This window comes from Cyanobacteria bacterium FACHB-DQ100 (assembly GCA_014695195.1).
Lineage (GTDB): Bacteria > Cyanobacteriota > Cyanobacteriia > Leptolyngbyales > Leptolyngbyaceae > Leptolyngbya.
On record JACJNW010000028.1, the window covers coordinates 1,065,849 to 1,083,952 of the forward strand.

The window sequence follows — 18,104 nt, forward strand, 5'->3', positions numbered from 1 at the left end:
TCGATTAATTGTTCGATTGACTGAATGATCGCGATCGCCTCATCGCTGGCTTACAATTCGCTCTCTAGACTGATTCGCTCGATTTTGTGCCAAATTGTTAAGAGAACCTGCCTCTTTTTCCCCACTTAATGCAGATGTTGTCTATAAACAAATTGGAAATCCTGGATCATAGAGACTCATAACGTCATTTAAAGTCAACGACTTTGAATCCAGAATGACTCAGAGATGCCGAAATTGACTACTCTGGTAATGTAAAGAACTCTTAACTTTAGGCGCGAGTGATGGAACCGATATATCAGTACGCCTGGCTCATTCCCGTTCTGCCATTGGCAGGGGCGATGCTTGTGGGTTTAGGGCTGATCACCTTTAACAAGGATGTCAACAAGCTCAGAAAAGCGAACTCTATCTTCATCGTGTCCTTGATTGGCGCGGCGATGACCTATGCGTTTGCTCTATTCTGGAGCCAGTATCAAGGACACGAACCTTATACACAATCGATCGAGTGGGCAGCAGCCGGAGACTTCCATCTGTCGATGGGATACGTCATCGATCCCCTGTCCTCGCTGATGCTCGTGATCGTGACCACTGTAGCTTTTCTGGTGATGATCTATACCGATGGCTACATGGCGCACGATCCAGGCTATGTACGTTTTTATGCTTATTTGAGCCTATTCAGTTCCTCGATGTTGGGCTTGGTTATCAGTCCGAATCTGGTACAGGTCTACATCTTCTGGGAATTGGTGGGGATGTGTTCATATCTGCTGATCGGCTTTTGGTTTTACCGCAAGGCGGCGGCAGATGCTTGTCAGAAAGCGTTTGTCACCAACCGAGTCGGTGACTTTGGCTTGCTGCTTGGGATTTTGGGTCTGTACTGGTCTACCCGCAGCTTCGAGTTTAATGAAGCTGGGGCACGACTCCAGGACATGGTCGCAACCGGATCGCTGAGCGGTTTCGTTGCCGCATTGTTTGCGATTTTGATCTTCCTAGGTCCTGTGGCGAAGTCGGCACAGTTTCCGCTGCACGTCTGGTTACCGGATGCGATGGAAGGCCCGACTCCGATTTCAGCCCTGATTCACGCAGCAACGATGGTGGCAGCAGGAGTATTCCTGATTGCGCGAATGTTCCCGGTGTTCGAGGGCATTCCGGCGGTGATGAATACGATCGCTTGGACGGGTTGTTTTACGGCATTTTTGGGCGCGTCGATCGCGATTACCCAGAACGACATCAAGAAGGGCTTGGCGTATTCCACAATGTCGCAGTTGGGCTACATGGTGATGGCAATGGGCGTTGGAGCCTATAGCGCGGGACTATTTCACCTGATGACCCATGCTTACTTTAAGGCGATGCTGTTTTTGGGATCGGGATCGGTGATTCATGGCATGGAAGCGGTTGTCGGACATGATCCGGTGTATGCCCAAGACATGAGAATGATGGGCGGTTTGCGGAAATATATGCCCGTCACCGCGACTACCTTCTTGATTGGAACATTGGCGATTTGTGGAATTCCGCCGTTTGCTGGCTTCTGGTCTAAAGATGAAATCCTTGGCTCGACGTTTGCCGTAAATCCGATCATGTGGGCGATCGCTTGGGGAACTGCCGGGATCACTGCTTTTTATATGTTCCGGATGTACTTCAGCACGTTTGAAGGCGAGTTCCGGGGCACAAATGCCGCTATGAAGCAAACGCTCAAAAACGAACAGCTTCAAATGGCAGGATTAGCATTTGGGCCAGGGGCAATGGATCCGCGTGAACTGACGATGGAAGCTCCAGGCGAAGAAGTTGATCCTGGCAACGACGAACATCACAGCCACGAACCGCACGAATCGCCGATCACGATGACGTTACCGTTGATGATTCTCGCGGTTCCGTCGGTGCTGATTGGCTTAGTCGGAACGCCGTTTGCCAACTACTTTGAACACTTTATCCACGCTCCGAGTGAAGCGGTTCAAGTGGCGGCGGAAGCAGGCGAAGAAAGCCTGACGGAGTTCCTGATTATGGGTGGAAACTCCGTCGGGATCGCGCTGATTGGAATTACGTTAGCCTCGCTGATCTACCTCCGAGGCAAGATCGATTCAAGTGCGATCGCCGAAAAGATCCCTGCTCTCTATCGCCTCTCGAAAAACAAATGGTACTTCGATGAAATTTACAACGAAGTCTTTGTTCAAGGGAGCCGTCGTCTGGCGCGTCAAGTCCTGGAAGTCGATTCCAAAGTCGTCGATGGTGTGGTGAACCTTGCAGGTTTAGTCACGTTGCTGACAGGCGAAGGACTGAAATACTTTGAAAACGGTCGCGCTCAATTCTACGCGCTGATCATTTTCGTGGCGGTTCTAGGATTGGTGGTCTTCTCCGGTGTGACCTGATTCAATCATCCTTCTCAGGGTGGGGGCGACCTCACCCTTTCATCTGAAGACTCTGTTACGATTTCTTATTTTCAATAAGAACCGTCTAGGATCGTCCTATTACTCCCCGCGTGTTATCTTCACCGCAGTATAAACAAAACTTAACAGTAATGATTGAGAACTTTCCCTGGTTGACTACGATCATTTTGTTTCCGATCGTGGCTTCCCTTGCAATCCCCTTCCTGCCCGACAAAGACGGAAAAACCGTCCGCTGGTACTCCCTCGTTGTCGGTCTGATTGATTTTCTGCTAATCGTTTACACCTTCTACACCCAGTACGATTTCTCCAACCCAGAAATGCAGTTGGTGGAGCGTTATGCCTGGGTTCCTCAAATCGACCTGAATTGGTCAGTCGGAGCCGATGGTCTGTCGATGCCGTTGATTATTCTGACTGGGTTTATTACAACGCTGGCAATTCTGGCGGCTTGGCCCGTTACCTTCAAGCCTCGCCTGTTCTACTTCCTGATGCTGGTGATGTATGGCGGGCAGATCGCCGTCTTTGCCGTCCAGGATATGCTGTTATTCTTCCTATCATGGGAACTTGAACTCGTTCCAATCTACTTTCTGCTTTCGATTTGGGGCGGAAAAAAACGGCTGTATGCCGCGACGAAGTTCATTCTCTACACGGCAGGCGGTTCGCTGTTTATCTTAGTTGCTGCTTTGGCAATGGCATTCTATGGGGATAGCCCCACCTTTGATATGCAAACCTTGGCGCACAGGCAGTTCCCGCTGACGTTTCAGTTGTGGATTTATGCGGCGTTCTTGATCGCGTATGCCGTGAAGCTGCCGATTATTCCGTTACATACCTGGTTGCCCGATGCTCACGGTGAAGCAACAGCTCCGGTGCATATGTTGCTGGCTGGAATTCTCTTAAAGATGGGCGGATATGCGCTGATTCGCATGAACGCGGAAATGCTGCCTGCGGCTCATGCGATCGTTGCCCCGGCGCTGGTCATCCTCGGTGTCGTCAACATCATTTACGCAGCGTTGACCTCATTCGCTCAGCGCAACCTCAAACGCAAGATCGCTTACTCTTCGATTTCGCACATGGGCTTTGTGCTGATCGGGATCGCATCGTTTACCGATCTTGGTTTGAGTGGTGCGGTGCTGCAAATGGTGTCGCATGGTTTGATCGGAGCGAGTCTGTTCTTCCTGGTGGGTGCGACTTACGATCGGACTCACACCCTAATGCTCGATGAAATGGGCGGTGTCGGTAAGCAGATGCCGAAAATCTTCTCGATGTTTACTGCTTGCTCGTTGGCATCGTTGGCGCTCCCTGGAATGAGCGGATTTGTGGCAGAACTGATGGTCTTCGTCGGATTTGCGACCAGTGACGCTTATAGCTTGCCCTTCCGGGTGATTGTGGTCGGTTTGGCAGCAATTGGTGTAATTCTGACTCCGATCTATCTGCTCTCGATGCTGCGTGAGATCTTCTACGGGCCAGAGAACAAGGAACTGACCTCGCACGAAGTTCTGATTGATGCAGAACCCCGCGAAGTCTTCATTATTGCTTCGTTGCTGGTTCCGATCATTGGCATCGGGTTCTATCCAAAGATGCTGACGCAGATCTATGACTCGAAAACGCTGCAATTGACGGCGCGTTTACGTGATGAGGTGCCGACGTTGGCAAATCGTAAGGCAGATACGATCGCGGCTCAAGCCACGACTGCTCCTGCGCTTCGATAACTCATCTTGATTCACTCAAAAATCCGACTTCTTGAAAGAGGTCGGATTTTTTGTACTCACAATTTTGGTATTCGGCGCATATCTAGGGAAATTAATCAGGCTTAGGCGCGATCGTCCCTCGCAATCCCGCAGATTTTCAAATCTATCTGATTCCAGTGCTTTCGATCGCCGGCGTAAGCAGCTAGACGCTTCAACCGAAGACTCAAGATGCACCGGGTTTGGGCTTCACAGTAGACGCAACGTGCAACTCTTTCAATTGTTTGTCATCAACGCTAGAAGGAGCGCTGGTGAGTAAACAACGCGCTTGCTGTGTTTTCGGGAAGGCAATCACATCGCGAATCGACTCTTCACCGGATAACAGCATCACCCAGCGATCGATGCCATAAGCCAATCCCCCATGAGGCGGTGCGCCATATTCAAACGCTTCGAGCAAGAAGCCAAATTTATTTTGGGCTTCTTCGGCAGAAATGCCGATCGTTTCAAACACTTTCGCTTGTAGTTCAGGCTGATGAATCCGCACACTACCGCCGCCCACTTCAAACCCGTTAAAGGCTAAGTCGTATGCCTGAGCGCGAGCGTTTTTGAGGTCATCGACATCATCGGGGTGCGGTGCGGTAAAGGGATGGTGCAGCGCTTCTAAGCGTTTCTCATCGGCATTCCACTCGAACATCGGGAAATCGACCACCCAAAGCAAGTTCATCTTGTCGGGATCAATCATGCCGAGTTCGTTGCCGAGATACTGACGTAAGCGATCGAGTGTTTTATTGACCGTTGCCGCATCGCCTGCTGCAAACAATAACAAATGTCCCGGTTTTGCTGCGGTGCGGGTGAGAATTTCCTGCTTCTGAGCGTCGCTGAGGTTGTCTTTGATAGCTCCGATCGTATCAATCTCGCCGTCTTCGCGAACCCGAATGTATGCAAGTCCCCGCGCTCCAGCTTCTGAGGCTTCTTTGAACACATCGCCACCGGGCTTAATTCGTACATTCGAGATTGCATCATTACCGTTGGGAATCGGTAGGATTTTCACTAATCCGCCTTTTTTCACTGCATCCGCAAAGACTTTGAAGCCGCAGTCTTGTACCACATCAGACACATTCACAAGCTCTAAACCGAATCGAGTATCCGGCTTGTCGCTACCGTAGCGATCCATTGCTTCTGCATAGGTCAAACGCGGGAATGGACGCGGGATTTCAACACCTTTGATCGTCTTGATAATGTGACAAACCAGCCTTTCATTGAGATCCAGAATCTCATCCTGGGTCATAAAGCTCATTTCCATATCAAGCTGCGTAAATTCAGGCTGACGTTCTGCCCGCAAGTCCTCATCGCGGAAGCATCGAGCGATTTGATAATAGCGATCGAGTCCCGACACCATCAACAATTGCTTAAATAGCTGTGGCGACTGAGGCAAGGCAAACCATTCACCCGGATTTACCCGCGATGGAACCAGATAATCCCGCGCTCCTTCTGGGGTCGATCGCGTCAAAATTGGCGTTTCCACTTCGACAAAGCCTTCTGTATCTTCGAGGAATCGTCGCATCGATTTGATTAACTGATGCCGCAGTTGCAGATTGCGACTCATGCGATCGCGTCTCAAGTCCAGATAGCGATATCTTAGCCGTAACTCTTCGCGCACCGATTCGCTGTCTGCGGCAGACACTTGGAATGGTAGCTGCTTGCGAACGCTGTTGAGAATTTCAATTTCGTCAGCGTAGATTTCGATTTCGCCAGTTGGAATCTTGGGATTGAGTGATTCATCTGGACGCTTGGTGACTCGTCCGACGATTTTGATCACATATTCATTTCGCAGATCGCCTGCTGCTTTGTAAGAATTTGGAGTGCGTTCGGGATCGCTAACGATTTGCACAATGCCTTCACGATCGCGCAGATCAATAAAAATCACATACCCGTGGTCGCGTCGGCGATCAACCCATCCGAAAAGAGTGACCGTTTCACCAATGTTGCTCGCTCGAAGTTGACCACAGTACAGGGTACGCATATCGCTTGAAAAGAGGGTTAAAAATTAGAAAACCTCCTAATTATGCCGTATTCACGACACAATCGCGATCGATATTTCGAGCAATGTTTTTCGGCTCAATCATGACTTCGGCAAGGTCGGAAATTACAGAATGCAACAACCTCCCGAAATCTCTCCGATTTAGCAGTATAAGAGATAGTGCTTTTGCTCTATGTAAAAGTGGTGTTTGGTAGAAATAGCATGATTAAAACCCTGAAATATCTTCCTGTAGTTGCTTTATCGATCGTTCTAACGGGTGGCGCAACGAAGGGGCTGACTGCCCAAACTACTAGAAGTCAAGCTTTATTGATAGCTCAAAACCAGTCCCTTGATCGATCAGACATTAATCAAGTGATTGATTTTTACGAATGGGTGTTTAGAGCAAAATTTACGCCTGCACAGCGCAGTGAATTTCAATCCATTACATTAAACCGCTTTAACCAAGATCCAGCAGGAACTAAAAAAAGCATTGACGAACTCATTGCCAATTACACAGAAGTCATTGCTCAACCTGAAGCAGCACAAAGCCGAGTGCGCCAGGGATTCACGCAGGAATTTGTCGAGCAATTGCGAAAATTGCCGAACGATGCCGAAGCCAAGCTTTTGCTGTCTGTTTACGAAAGTGCAAACTCGCAAACGGCTTCAACTCAGCCAGAAGGCTCGGCGGAAGGTGTTGGCAATGTTTCGACTCTCACGGGTAAATGGGTTTGGGCACGTACCGGAAGCGGCACGTATACTCAGGGCGGTGCGTATTTGGGGGCGAACGGCTCACGATTCACCTATCAATTTCAGCCGAATGGAACCGTTGAGTTTACTGGAATTATGAATGTTATGAGCGGTGGCTGCAATCAGCAAATTTTCCAGTCTCGAAAAGGAAGAGTGCGGCTCAGTGGCAGTACATTGACGATTAATTGGTCTCCGGGAACCTTTACTCGTGACTTTTCCTGTGACAGCGCAAACAACTACACGAAAACTGTACCCGCCGAAAACGAAACTTATCAGGTAAGATTCAAAGCTGATGTAGGACAGAGACAGCTTTGCTTAACCAGAAAGGATGAAACCTGTTACAGTCCGACAAACTAGAACAGCAAATAACATTTGTGAGGGCAGAGCAGCACGATCGAGCTTTAGGTAGTAAACTCGTTCTTGCTGCTTATCGTGAATTCTTTTGTGAATTCTTTGTTGTGAATCCTATGCCGCGATTTCTTCATCTTGCCGATGTTCACTTGGGTTACGATCGCTATAACAACAAAGAACGCACCAAGGATTTCTTCTTAGCGTTTGAGAATGCGTTGCTGAAGTATGCAATTGAACCCCAAGTTGATTTTGTCGTCATTGCGGGTGATTTGTTTGAACACCGCACCATTCAGCCGAACATTCTCAACCAAGCAAAAGTTTGTTTACAACTGCTAAAAGAGGCGCATATTCCAGTCATTGCGATCGAAGGCAATCACGATAATCGGCCCTATGGCATCTCGACTAACTGGCTGAAATATTTGGCGGACGATGAATTAGTGATTTTGCTGGAACCCGATCGGGCTGAAACCGGAGGTGTGATTTATGAGATGTGGAATGGTGAAGTGGGCGGATACATTGATCTCGATTGTGGCGTAAGAGTGTTGGGATCGCGCTGGTACGGAGCCTCTGCACCTAGAGCCGTGGAGCAATTAGCCCAAGCGATTCAACAACTTCCACCGAGTCCGGGACATACAATAATGCTGTTTCATCAAGGGCTAGAAGGTCAGATCGCACGCTATCAGGGCGCGATGCGATACACAGACTTATTGCCGCTCAGAGAGGCAGGGGTTGATTATCTTGCGCTCGGACACATTCACAAAAGCTATGTAGAGCAAGGCTGGATTTTTAACCCTGGATCAACGGAAGCAAACAGCGTGGAAGAAGCCAACTACGATCGGGGTGTGTTTCTCGTTGAACTGAGTGATCAGGGCATTGATGCTCAGTTAAAGAAAGACTATTATCAGCGTCCGTGGGTGCGATTGAAGCTAAAAGCACGGGGACAAGAAAGCACCGAAGACATTGAACAAAGCGCGATCGCCCTGGTTGAAGCCGCAATCCGGTCTAGTGAACTTCAGCCAGAGGAGCAGCCAATGGTAGAACTCCGCATCGAAGGGCAAGTGGGATTCGATCGCCTAGAACTAGATACCCGCAAGCTTCAACAAGACCTACAACAGTTAAGTCAAGCCTTAGTGTTCTTGCTCAAATATGAGGCAGATTCTGTAGAGTATGCGTCTCCGTTGGCAGAAGATGCGAGTCGGACTCAAATCGAACAGGAAGTTTTTACAGATTTATTAGCCGCACACAATCACTATAAAAATCGCGCTCCAGAGTTAGCCAAAGGATTGATTGGGCTGAAAGAAATGCAGCTAGAAGAACGATCGGAAGCTGAGCTTTATGAGTTTGTCGAGGAGCTTTTAGGCGCTTAAGCGAGTTCAGATTAAAAGGCTGAGCCGATTCCTAATACCAAGTCAATTCGTGAATGCTACAGATCTTGGAAGCCCCCTAAATCCCCCACTCTGGGGGATTTAGGGGGCTTCCAAGATCTGTAGCAATTGAAGATTAATTTGGTATAACAAAACAGAAGCGGCTCGTCGATCGTTTCCCTATTTCTTGAACTTGAGATCATCGAGCAAGGTATACACCACAGGCACGACGAACAAACTTAGTAGCGTTGAAGTAATCAGTCCGCCCGCGATCGCGACTGCCATCGGAGATCGAAGCTCTGATCCCGCACCCAAACCAATCGCGATCGGAACCATGCCCAAAATCGTTGCGGCAGTCGTCATCATAATTGGGCGCAGCCGGATTGGAGCGGCTTTGAGAATGGCAGCGTTGCGATCGAATCCTTCGCGTCTAAGTTGATTGATGTAATCGACAATCAAAATTGCGTTTTTGTTGGTTAATCCTAAAAGAAACACAAACCCGATTAGTGAAATCATGCCAAAGTCGCTTTGAGTGATCAGTAGCGCTAACATTGCACCGACCAAAGCAAGCGGTAGCGACAGAGCAACGACGAGCGGATCAATCAAGCTCTTAAACAACCAAACCAGCACAATCACAATACACAGCGCAGAGAGTCCCAGCGTTTTGCCAAAGCTGCCAAAAATCTCGCGACTACTCGCAGAATCACCCCCCAAATCGAGCGTGACACCTGCGGGAAGAACAGATTTCGATTCCGCGACTAATCGCTCCGTCGCTCCTCCCAAAGACAAGTCTTCACCCAGATTTCCGCTGACATACACCACTCGTTGTCCAGCCTGTCGATCGATCTGTTGAACCCCGTTCCGATTGCTGCTACCGCTCACAGTTACATCAACAATTCCTGAAATCGGTTGCAAACGGTTCTTCAAATCGGTTGCTGCTTTCTCCAGCGTGGCTAAATCATCGCCTTTTAGCATTGCCTGAAGCGGTTTCTGGCTACCTGCTTCGACAAAGGGAATATCTTCTACACTCGTCGAAACGCCTGAAATTTGCGGGAGGCTCGATCGCAGTTGATCTTGTAGTGCGGCAGTGGGTGTGGTGTGGTTTTCTTTGAGCTTGACATAGAGTAAACCTTTATTCGGTTCTCCTTCACGCGATCCCACAGTCGTAAACACGGTTGCGACATCAGAAGATTTTCGCACGGTATCTTCTAGCTGTTTAGCAACATTTAGCGAGTCTTGTAGCGGATTGATTTGCGGCACCTGTCCACCTGCTGCCACAAGTGCTGCAATCTGCTCCTGAGAGGGAATCTGCGGTAAAGGTGCAGTGTATCGCACATTAAATTCACCCCGATCGAGCTTCGGAATAAATCCTTGAGGAATCAACGGAATAATCGCAATCCCCGCGGCAAAACTCGCTAGCGCAATGCCAACCACGATCGCTCGATGCCGCAATGACCACTGCAACAATCGTCGATACGCCTCATTGAAACGAACCCAAATCATGCTGGTTTGAGTGCGAGGCTGTCCCGGACGCTTCCGCAATAAATAAATCGACAATACAGGCGATAATGTCCGCGCTACCAGTAGCGACATAATCATCGCAGCAGAAACCGTAATTCCAAACGGTTTGAAGAACTGCCCAATCACACCTCCCATCAGCCCGATCGGCAAAAAGACCGCAACGGCTGTAAACGTTGCCGCCGTCACCGTTAAACCAATCTCGTTAGTGGCATGAAGTGCGGCTTGTCTTGGAGTCGCTCCGTCTTCGATATGGCGGCTGATATTCTCGACATCGACGATCGCATCATCGACCACGCTTCCAATCACCAGCGCTAATGCCAACAGCGTAATCGTTTCCAGATTGAACCCGAAAAACGCCATGACAATGAACGTTCCCAGCAACGAGATTGGAATTGCCAACGCCGAGATCAACGTCGCTTTCCAACTGCGGAGAAACGGGAAAATGACGACGATCGATAACACGATCGCTTCGATCAGTGCCTCAATTGTGGAATGCGTGGCTTTCTCGATATATTCCGCTTGCGTTGCTGCAAGTGTGAGCTTGACGTTTGTAAGATTGTTTCTAAGTTTTGAAATCTCTTGCTCGACTGCATCAACCACTTCAAGCGTGTTTGCATCTCCGCGTTTGATCACTTGAATCGCGATCGCATCGTTTCCATTGAATCGCGTCAGTGTTGCTCCTGGCTGAGTGCCACCGCTGCCCAACACATTCACTTTTAGAACACCTGGAATTTTTGTAAGTTGCGGAACGATTTGATCGCTCGTCAGCGTCGCTAAATCCTGGAGATTGCGCGAAGTGCTTTCAATCGCATAGCTCACAGCCGCCGATTCATTCAAATTCAGCGCTGTCACCGTGTACTTTGTATCTTTGGGCAACGCGATCGACTTCATCGCCGCTTCAACTGTTTGGCTCGATGTCTCCAGGCTCGTGCCCACGGCAAACGATAAACTCACTGCTGTTTGGTTTGGATAGGTCGAAGACCGAATCTCGGTTAAACCTGAGAGCGATCGCAGCGTTTGTTCGATCGGCTGTGTGACCTGCTTTTCTGTTTCAGTCGTCACCGTCAAAGGCGCTTCCGCATTCACAACTACAACCGGAAAGGTGACATCCGGGAACAGTGCATACTTCAGCGAACTAAATGCAAACAGCCCAGCCACAGTGATAAACAGCCAAACGCAAATCGTCAATACAGGTTTGGCGATCGCGAGACGTGAGATATTGAAACGCTCCCGTGATTTGGGAACCGGAGTGGGCAGATCCATAAGAAGTCAAACCTAGAAAACAGTGGGTGAGGGCAAAAAAGCGTGAGATACGATCGGAAATTTGAGATGATTGAGCGTGTCTCCTCAGAGCGAGATTACTTTATAAAACTTTATTCTTTCAATGGTCTCCGTCATTCTCGTCCCTCAAGGTGCAGAATATCAAGCCGTTTATCAGGGCGTTCGGTCGAGGATAAATCCACCAGAAGTGATACCTATTTCGGCCGGTGAAGCCGCTGTGCGGCGAATTGATCGCACTTTTGATGCCGCTGAAATCCTACTGATGGGACTGTGCGGCAGTTTATCGCCTCACTTTGACGTGGGCACGATCGCGCTGTATCGTGCCTGTGTGAACGATTCAGGACAGGTAAAAGCGTGCGATCGCGCTTTAACTCAACGACTTCAAGCCCAGTTTCAGATTTCCCCGGTTTTGGGATTCACCAGCGATCGCGTAATTTGCTCGGCGAGCGAAAAACGCGATTTAGGCAAAACCTATGGTGCAGAAGTCGTCGATATGGAAGGATTCCCAGTTTTGTCTCAGTGTCCGGTGGCGATGCTGCGGGTTGTGAGCGATGATCTGCGGGGAGATTTACCGGATCTCAGCGGTGTGATTGATGCTAACGGTAAGATTCAAGCGGTGCTGATGGCGAAAGCGATGATCCGAAAACCGATCGCCGCAGGTCGGTTAATTCGAGGATCGCTGACCGGATTGCGAAAATTGCGCCAACTTGCAGCGGAGCTACCTTGTTCATGAACGCTCAACTGATATTAGTTCTCTCTAGCGGTCTCGCGTTTTACCTCGCGTGGAATTTGGGCGCGAATGATGTCGCAAATTCGATGGGAACTTCCGTCGGCTCGAAAGCGGTCACACTAAAGCAAGCCTTGATGATTGCTGGAATCTTAGAGTTTACAGGTGCGGTTTTATTCGGCAGCAATGTTTCTCAAACCCTGATTACAGGCGTTCTTGACCCTAAGCAATTTACGCCGCAGATTTTACTCATCGGCATGATTGCGGTTCTTATTGCGGCAGGAGTTTGGATGAATGTGGCGACGCTGTTTGGCTTTCCGGTGTCGTCGTCTCATGCCACCGTTGGCGCGATCGCGGGAGTGGGTTCTTTAGCATTCGGACTGGATGCCGTCAATTGGAATACGATCGGAATCATTTCAATTACCTGGATCATTACTCCAGTGGTCAGCAGTCTGATTGCAGCAGCATTCTACAGTGTGATCAAGCGGTGGATTCTCGATCAGCCGAATGCGATCGCACAATTACAAGAATGGATTCCCTGGATCAGTGCCGTATTGATTGGAGTTTTTGGTGTGATTGTGTTTCCAGCGATCGCGCAACCGATTCAAAGTCTGATTAATTCACCTATTCAAAATATTGCTTTAGTTCTAAGTGCAATCTCAATTAGTGCTTTATCGATCTCAGCATTACAAAATCTGCAAACGGTAGAATCTACGATTGGAAGATTTCAGGTTGTGAGCGCGTGTTTTGTGGCGTTTGCTCACGGCTCGAATGATGTCGGAAACGCGATCGCACCCTTTGCTGCGATCGTTTCTGTGCTGCAATCGGGCAGCGTTCCGACAGCCGACTTTCAAATTCCGCTCTGGACGCTGGTTTTAGGCGGAGTAGGGATTGTGGCAGGCTTAGCGGTTTTGGGTAAGCGGGTAATTTCAACGATCGGGGAAGGCATCATTTCACTCCAGCCTAGCGGCGGACTCTGTGCCGAACTCGCGACCGCAACCACAATTTTGGTTGCGTCTCGGTTTGGTTTACCCGTTTCGACTTCTCATGCGCTGGTTGGCGGTGTAGTCGGCGTAGGACTGGTGCAAGGCTTGAAATCAATTCAATTCCAGACGATTCGGTCGATCGTTCTCACCTGGCTGATCACAATTCCAGTTTCGGCAATCTTGAGCGGGATTCTGTTTTTGATTTTGCGATCGATCTTTGTGGCTTGAATACATCCGTGATCGTAGCAACACGGTGAACCGCGTTGCTACCAAATCCTTAGAACGATCGTTTCTGCAACACCCCCGATTGTCTCAATTCCTTTAGATCTTTCGTGCCTGTACAAAACAATACGGTCGTAATCTCCGCTTTCAAAATATCCACCAATAAGTGCAGCGCTTCTTCCGACTCGTTCGCCGCCTGCAAAAACGGCAACGCTAAACCCGCCAGATCTGCGCCAAGCGCGATCGTTTTGGCGATATCCAAGCCGTTTCGCAATCCACCAGAAGCAATCAACGGAATCGTCGGAGAAACCTGTCGAACCTGCGTAATACAATCAGCAGTTGGAATTCCCCAATCTGCAAACGTCATTCCCAATCGACGCTGCTTCGGATCTTGAGCGCGCCCACTTTCGACTTTTGCCCAAGAAGTCCCACCCGCACCCGCAACATCGATCGCAGCCACACCCGCTGCAATCAGTCTCTCTGCCATCGATTTCGAGATCCCATTGCCCACTTCTTTCGCAATCACCGGAACGGGGAGTCGATCGCACAACTGAGCAATCTGATCGAGCAGACCCCGAAAATTCGTATCGCCCCGCGTTTGTACCGCTTCTTGCAGTGGATTGAGGTGCAAAATCAGCGCATCGGCTTCGAGTAGCTCAACCGCCCGTAAACATTGCTCAATGCCATAGGTGTAGTTGAGCTGAACCGCACCTAAATTCGCAAACAGCAACGCATCTGGCGCGATCGCTCTCAATGTAAACGAATCAGAAACACTAGGATCTTCGATCGCCACCCGTTGCGATCCGACTCCCATTGCAAAGCGATACTCTTGAGCGATCGCGGCTAAACGATGATTAATCATTTTCGCCAAGTCAGTTCCGCCTGTCATCGAAGAGATGAGAATCGGAGCGCTGAGCGATTTTCCTAAAAAAGTTGTAGCAATCTCAATCTCTGCGCGATCGAGTTCCGGTAAACAACAATGTTCAAAATGATAGTTCTCAAGTCCCGTCGTCGTTTGTTGAAATTGCACATCATCTTCTAGACACACTCTCAGATGATCCGCTTTGCGATTCTGAGTTTCCATCGCTCCATTCATAAAATTATTCAGCCCAGTATTTTCTTATCCTTTCACAAGCTCGACTCCATCCCGCCCGTCGGTATCTTGCAGATACACCTTAATCATCTCCTCTTTTGCGGTTGGGAGCTGTTTACCAATGTAGTCTGGATGAATCGGCACTTCTCGATGTCCGCGATCGATTAACACTGCCAACCGAATCACTTCCGGTCGCCCATAATCATTCACTGCATCCAAAGCCGCCCGAATCGTTCGCCCTTTATAAATGACATCATCGATCAGCACCACTGTTTTCCCGGTCAAATCAAACGAAATCTCAGTTTTAGCAGGGGTGCGAACTCCGATCGTATCAAGATCGTCGCGGTAAAACGTAATATCGATCGCGCCCAATAAAACCTCAATGTTTTCTAGCGCATTGATTTGATCCGCGATTGTTTTTGCCAGGGGAACTCCCCGCGTATAGATTCCAAGCAAAACCAACTTTGATAAATCACCCGATCGTTCAACAATTTGCGATGCAAGGCGATTTGCCGTTCGGCGTAACTCTTCAGCAGACAAAATTTCAATTCGTTCCAGCGGCATGGCGCGATCGTTTCTACAGGGTATAGCGTTAGCGTACAAGGAATTTGATCCACCCTGCGCCAATTCTTTATTTGCTCCCGCTTGTTCAGGGGGTTGATCATACCTCTACCTACCGAGTGAGGATATTTATCAATCCTGCGCTGTTTTTCTTTGACAGGGTTGAACGACTGTAAAAGTAAATTAAAAAAGGTTGCGAAAACCGGAAGAATCCAGCGCGATCCCTATGTTGGCGCTACGTTTAGAGAATCGCTCTAATCGTTTTGCATCGGAAACTATGAATAATATGCAGCGGTATCGCTTAAGTTGTACGCTTTCATTCGGCGATATTTACGGTCAGATTATTGTCTGGCTAATTGTGATTTTCATCTCTCTTGCCGCAGCAATGGCAATGATGGGTGCAAGTCGTCCAGTTTACGCTCTTGCCACCGTCGGACTCATTCTTGTTTTATCACTGCCTTTTTTACTTTTCGCCTTTGTCACCACCCTGTTAAATCACATCGAAATTACAGAAATCGATTCTGTCAAAGAAGCCCGATCGATGCCCAGCAATTCACCAACCGCTCCACCCCGAACCGCTCAAGCCTGATTCACAAAGCGGGGAGCCAGGGGAGAATAGCGCAGCCCTGCTGATTTCATCCCCACTCCCTACTCTCTACTTCTTTCCGCTCCCTTTTCACAACTTTGCGCTATCGTTGAATCTGCTAACTTCTGTCTTAGCCATTCAACGTTGCGAAAAATTGTGAGGTAATCTTGTGACCGAACTACGGAAAAATCGTTGGCTGCTGAATCTCGTTCTAATTGTGGCAACCGTCGGCTTATTGGGTGTCACAATGTTGCCTTTGATTACCTCTGCATTCAGCAACAATCCCCAAGCGAATAAACCGAGTCCAAATCCTTCTCAAACGGCGACTCCCCAGAAAGCGGATATCGAAGCACAAGCTAGAGGCTATGAAGAAGTCCTCAAGCGCGAACCCGATAATGCAACAGCTCTGCGCGGACTGGTCGAAGCTCGATTACAGCTAAACGATGTTAAAGGAGTTGTTTCTCCACTGGAGAAACTCGCAAAGCTTAATCCAAATATGACCGAATATTCCGTTCTACTAGCTCAGGCAAAACAGCAGTTGAACGACCCAGAAGGAGCAGCCCAGGCTTATCGATCGATTCTTCAATCTAAACCTGGCGATCTCAACGCCCTCGCAGGTCTCTCTGATCTCTTAATCAAGCAGCAGCGCCCTGAAGCTGCGATCGGACTCCTACAAGACACCATTAAGCAAGCGCCGACCGCAAATAAAACTCAGGCAAACAGCGTTGATAGTACAGCCGTACAGGTTCTGCTAGGAAAAGTATTTGCTTCTCAGAAACGATATGACGATGCTCTTGCTACCTTTGACGAAGCTGCCAAAACGAACGCCAATGATTTTCAGCCTGTTCTTTATAAAGCGCTAGTTCTGAAAGAGCAAGGCAAGAACGACGAAGCAAAACCTCTATTCGATAAAGCAGCTTCCCTTGCACCTGCTCAGTTTAAAGATCAGATTACCCGTCTAAGTACAACTCAACCTGCCCCGCCCAATGCAGTGAGTCCAACTACTCCTTCAACCGGAGTGACCCCAGCAAGTCCTGCTCCTAAAAATTAGTTTCATCACATCCCGCGAAAAAGCCAGGATTTAGAGAAATCCTGGCTTTTCGTATTTTTGAATAAATAAGCGCAACAACATTAAAGATCCTCATCCCCTAACCTCTTTTCTTCCCAATGAACAAGAGAAAACGGATTTTAGGCTCCCTTTCCACAGCAGAAAGTCGAGGTGAGGGTAGAGCAGCAGTCTTAAAATTAATTAGGCTGCTCAGCTTATTAAAAATCCTGAACACTAGAAATTCCGCATTGCCCTGATTGGTGCTCCAAGCGGCTCGTTTATGACCATAAATGAGCCAGATTCTTGCTGGGCATATGAGAATTAAGCAATAGTTTCTATCAACTTTGCTACAGAAGCATCAAACTTCATTGACAAAATAAGCCACTTCATCTGACTTTAGACAGATACTTGGTTTTAATTAAAATATTTAATACTTTCGCTTGCTTCACGGTGCATTAAAAAATTGTATAGAACGGAGATGCTCAAACTTTCCTTCAAAGTTATATTGCCGCCACAACTTACTTTCTCACAACTTACTTTCTACTGCCTGATCCATGCCAAAAGTTGTTCTCGTTCATCCTCAAATTCCTCCAAACACAGGGAATATCGCTCGCACTTGCGCTGCAACTCAAACCGATCTGCATCTTGTAGCACCCCTTGGCTTTGAAATCAGCGATCGCTATCTCAAACGCGCTGGCCTCGACTACTGGAAATACGTCTCGTTGACTGTTCACACCTCGATCGCAGACTTCCAAGCCTGCTCGCAGAGTCAGGGTGGGCGCTGGATTGGCTTTAGCGCCAAAGCGACTCAGAATTACACTCAAATCGAGTACCGCGATGATGACTGGCTACTGTTCGGCAGCGAAACCAACGGACTTCCTGACGAAGTGATGCAAGCTTGCCCGATATTGGCTTATATTCCCATCAGCCAACCTGGTGTTCGTGGCTTCAACCTCTCCGTCAGCGCCGCAATTGGGCTATTTGAAGCTCGCCGCCAACTTGGATATCTAACCTAAATATCTATATATTGATGTGTCGAAAAAAGCCGCGATCGCGGCTTTTTTTGCGATCATTTATCGATTACCTAATGACTTCAAACTAAGTGCAATACAAATTTATGCGGATAAATTAGTTATCTTGATCACCAAATACCCATTTTTAGATAAGAAATTTATATGATAAAAATCATATTTTGCCCACGTAATTTTGCCATTTTCCTATCACCTAGATTTAACAATCACAAGGCCACAAGTCGCTCAGAGACAGCAATAGTGCGAAATTTTAACGATTCTAATCATCAAGCTAAAAAAATCAAATCTAAGACATTTACATGAAATTACGGTTGAGCAATGGTATGGTTTACATTAATTTCTTGTCATCAGATATGAACAAGAGATACCTTGACTAAAATCTTGAATTTGTTCTAAAAGATTTCAGTCAGATCATTCCGCTCAAGATTACCCAGACAACTTCGTTAAGATGCTGATCAATCGACTAAGCTTCACTCCAAATCCCCTGATATTTCGGATTTCTCAAA

General features: G+C 48.2%; 13 protein-coding genes. 9 read left to right on the forward strand and 4 right to left on the reverse strand.

Annotated features, from left to right (window positions below; all coding sequences use genetic code 11):
• The first annotated feature begins 281 nt into the window (after positions 1-281).
• Together H6F51_16165 and ndhD1 are read left to right on the forward strand one after the other, a co-directional pair.
• Entirely contained in the window at positions 282-2,360 is a 2,079-nt protein-coding gene (locus tag H6F51_16165; GenBank protein MBD1824018.1) for an NAD(P)H-quinone oxidoreductase subunit 5, read from the forward strand.
• 152 nt (positions 2,361-2,512) lie between these two features.
• Positions 2,513-4,084: a photosynthetic/respiratory NAD(P)H-quinone oxidoreductase subunit D1 gene (gene ndhD1 / locus H6F51_16170; protein ID MBD1824019.1), complete on the forward strand. Its 1,572-nt coding sequence runs from the start codon at positions 2,513-2,515 to the stop codon at positions 4,082-4,084.
• Positions 4,085-4,286: 202 nt separating this feature from the next.
• Here ndhD1 and aspS read toward each other — a convergent pair whose 3' ends face one another.
• Entirely contained in the window at positions 4,287-6,083 is a 1,797-nt protein-coding gene (aspS, locus tag H6F51_16175; GenBank protein ID MBD1824020.1) for an aspartate--tRNA ligase, read from the reverse strand.
• 183 nt (positions 6,084-6,266) lie between these two features.
• Here aspS and H6F51_16180 point away from each other — a divergent pair, with 183 nt between their 5' ends.
• Both H6F51_16180 and H6F51_16185 read left to right on the forward strand, forming a co-directional pair.
• On the forward strand, positions 6,267-7,184 hold the full coding sequence (locus H6F51_16180; protein ID MBD1824021.1) for a hypothetical protein: 918 nt from the start codon (positions 6,267-6,269) through the stop codon (positions 7,182-7,184).
• Positions 7,185-7,294: 110 nt separating this feature from the next.
• Positions 7,295-8,545, forward strand: coding sequence for a DNA repair exonuclease (locus tag H6F51_16185; GenBank protein ID MBD1824022.1), 1,251 nt, complete (start codon positions 7,295-7,297; stop codon positions 8,543-8,545).
• Positions 8,546-8,722: 177 nt separating this feature from the next.
• Here the strand turns inward: H6F51_16185 and H6F51_16190 are convergent, their stop codons facing one another.
• Positions 8,723-11,326, reverse strand: a complete 2,604-nt coding sequence (locus H6F51_16190; GenBank protein MBD1824023.1) for an efflux RND transporter permease subunit — start codon at positions 11,324-11,326, stop codon at positions 8,723-8,725.
• Between the two features lie 121 nt (positions 11,327-11,447).
• Here H6F51_16190 and H6F51_16195 point away from each other — a divergent pair, with 121 nt between their 5' ends.
• Positions 11,448-12,077, forward strand: coding sequence for a phosphorylase (locus H6F51_16195; GenBank protein MBD1824024.1), 630 nt, complete (start codon positions 11,448-11,450; stop codon positions 12,075-12,077).
• Positions 12,074-13,285 (forward strand): inorganic phosphate transporter, encoded by a 1,212-nt coding sequence (locus H6F51_16200; protein MBD1824025.1) that lies wholly within the window; start codon positions 12,074-12,076, stop codon positions 13,283-13,285. Before H6F51_16195 ends, H6F51_16200 begins: the two co-directional genes overlap by 4 nt.
• Before the next feature lie 49 nt (positions 13,286-13,334).
• Here the strand turns inward: H6F51_16200 and H6F51_16205 are convergent, their stop codons facing one another.
• Entirely contained in the window at positions 13,335-14,375 is a 1,041-nt protein-coding gene (locus H6F51_16205) for a type 2 isopentenyl-diphosphate Delta-isomerase (protein ID MBD1824026.1), read from the reverse strand.
• A gap of 24 nt (positions 14,376-14,399) precedes the next feature.
• The gene (gene pyrR, locus H6F51_16210) at positions 14,400-14,936 is read right to left on the reverse strand and encodes a bifunctional pyr operon transcriptional regulator/uracil phosphoribosyltransferase PyrR (GenBank protein ID MBD1824027.1); all 537 of its coding nucleotides are present in this window, start codon (positions 14,934-14,936) and stop codon (positions 14,400-14,402) included.
• Positions 14,937-15,210: 274 nt separating this feature from the next.
• Here pyrR and H6F51_16215 point away from each other — a divergent pair, with 274 nt between their 5' ends.
• From H6F51_16215 to H6F51_16225, 3 genes are all read left to right on the forward strand, one after another.
• Positions 15,211-15,522, forward strand: coding sequence for a hypothetical protein (locus tag H6F51_16215; protein ID MBD1824028.1), 312 nt, complete (start codon positions 15,211-15,213; stop codon positions 15,520-15,522).
• 166 nt (positions 15,523-15,688) lie between these two features.
• A complete protein-coding gene (locus tag H6F51_16220) occupies positions 15,689-16,570 on the forward strand; it encodes a tetratricopeptide repeat protein (protein ID MBD1824029.1) in 882 nt (293 codons plus the stop codon).
• Positions 16,571-17,121: 551 nt separating this feature from the next.
• Complete coding sequence (locus tag H6F51_16225; GenBank protein MBD1824030.1) at positions 17,122-17,583, forward strand: tRNA (cytidine(34)-2'-O)-methyltransferase; 462 nt, start codon at positions 17,122-17,124, stop codon at positions 17,581-17,583.
• Positions 17,584-18,104: the final 521 nt, after the last annotated feature.

Bases quoted from the DNA above. Each gene is read 5' to 3' on its own strand.
- H6F51_16200 (MBD1824025.1), top strand. From the start codon at position 12,074: ATGAACGCTCAACTGATATTAGTTCTCTCTAGCGGTCTCGCGTTTTAC.
- aspS (MBD1824020.1), bottom strand. From the start codon at position 6,083: ATGCGTACCCTGTACTGTGGTCAACTTCGAGCGAGCAACATTGGTGAA.
- H6F51_16225 (MBD1824030.1), top strand. From the start codon at position 17,122: ATGCCAAAAGTTGTTCTCGTTCATCCTCAAATTCCTCCAAACACAGGG.
- H6F51_16195 (MBD1824024.1), top strand. From the start codon at position 11,448: ATGGTCTCCGTCATTCTCGTCCCTCAAGGTGCAGAATATCAAGCCGTT.
- H6F51_16185 (MBD1824022.1), top strand. From the start codon at position 7,295: ATGCCGCGATTTCTTCATCTTGCCGATGTTCACTTGGGTTACGATCGC.
- pyrR (MBD1824027.1), bottom strand. From the start codon at position 14,936: ATGCCGCTGGAACGAATTGAAATTTTGTCTGCTGAAGAGTTACGCCGA.
- H6F51_16215 (MBD1824028.1), top strand. From the start codon at position 15,211: ATGAATAATATGCAGCGGTATCGCTTAAGTTGTACGCTTTCATTCGGC.
- H6F51_16190 (MBD1824023.1), bottom strand. From the start codon at position 11,326: ATGGATCTGCCCACTCCGGTTCCCAAATCACGGGAGCGTTTCAATATC.
- H6F51_16205 (MBD1824026.1), bottom strand. From the start codon at position 14,375: ATGAATGGAGCGATGGAAACTCAGAATCGCAAAGCGGATCATCTGAGA.
- H6F51_16165 (MBD1824018.1), top strand. From the start codon at position 282: ATGGAACCGATATATCAGTACGCCTGGCTCATTCCCGTTCTGCCATTG.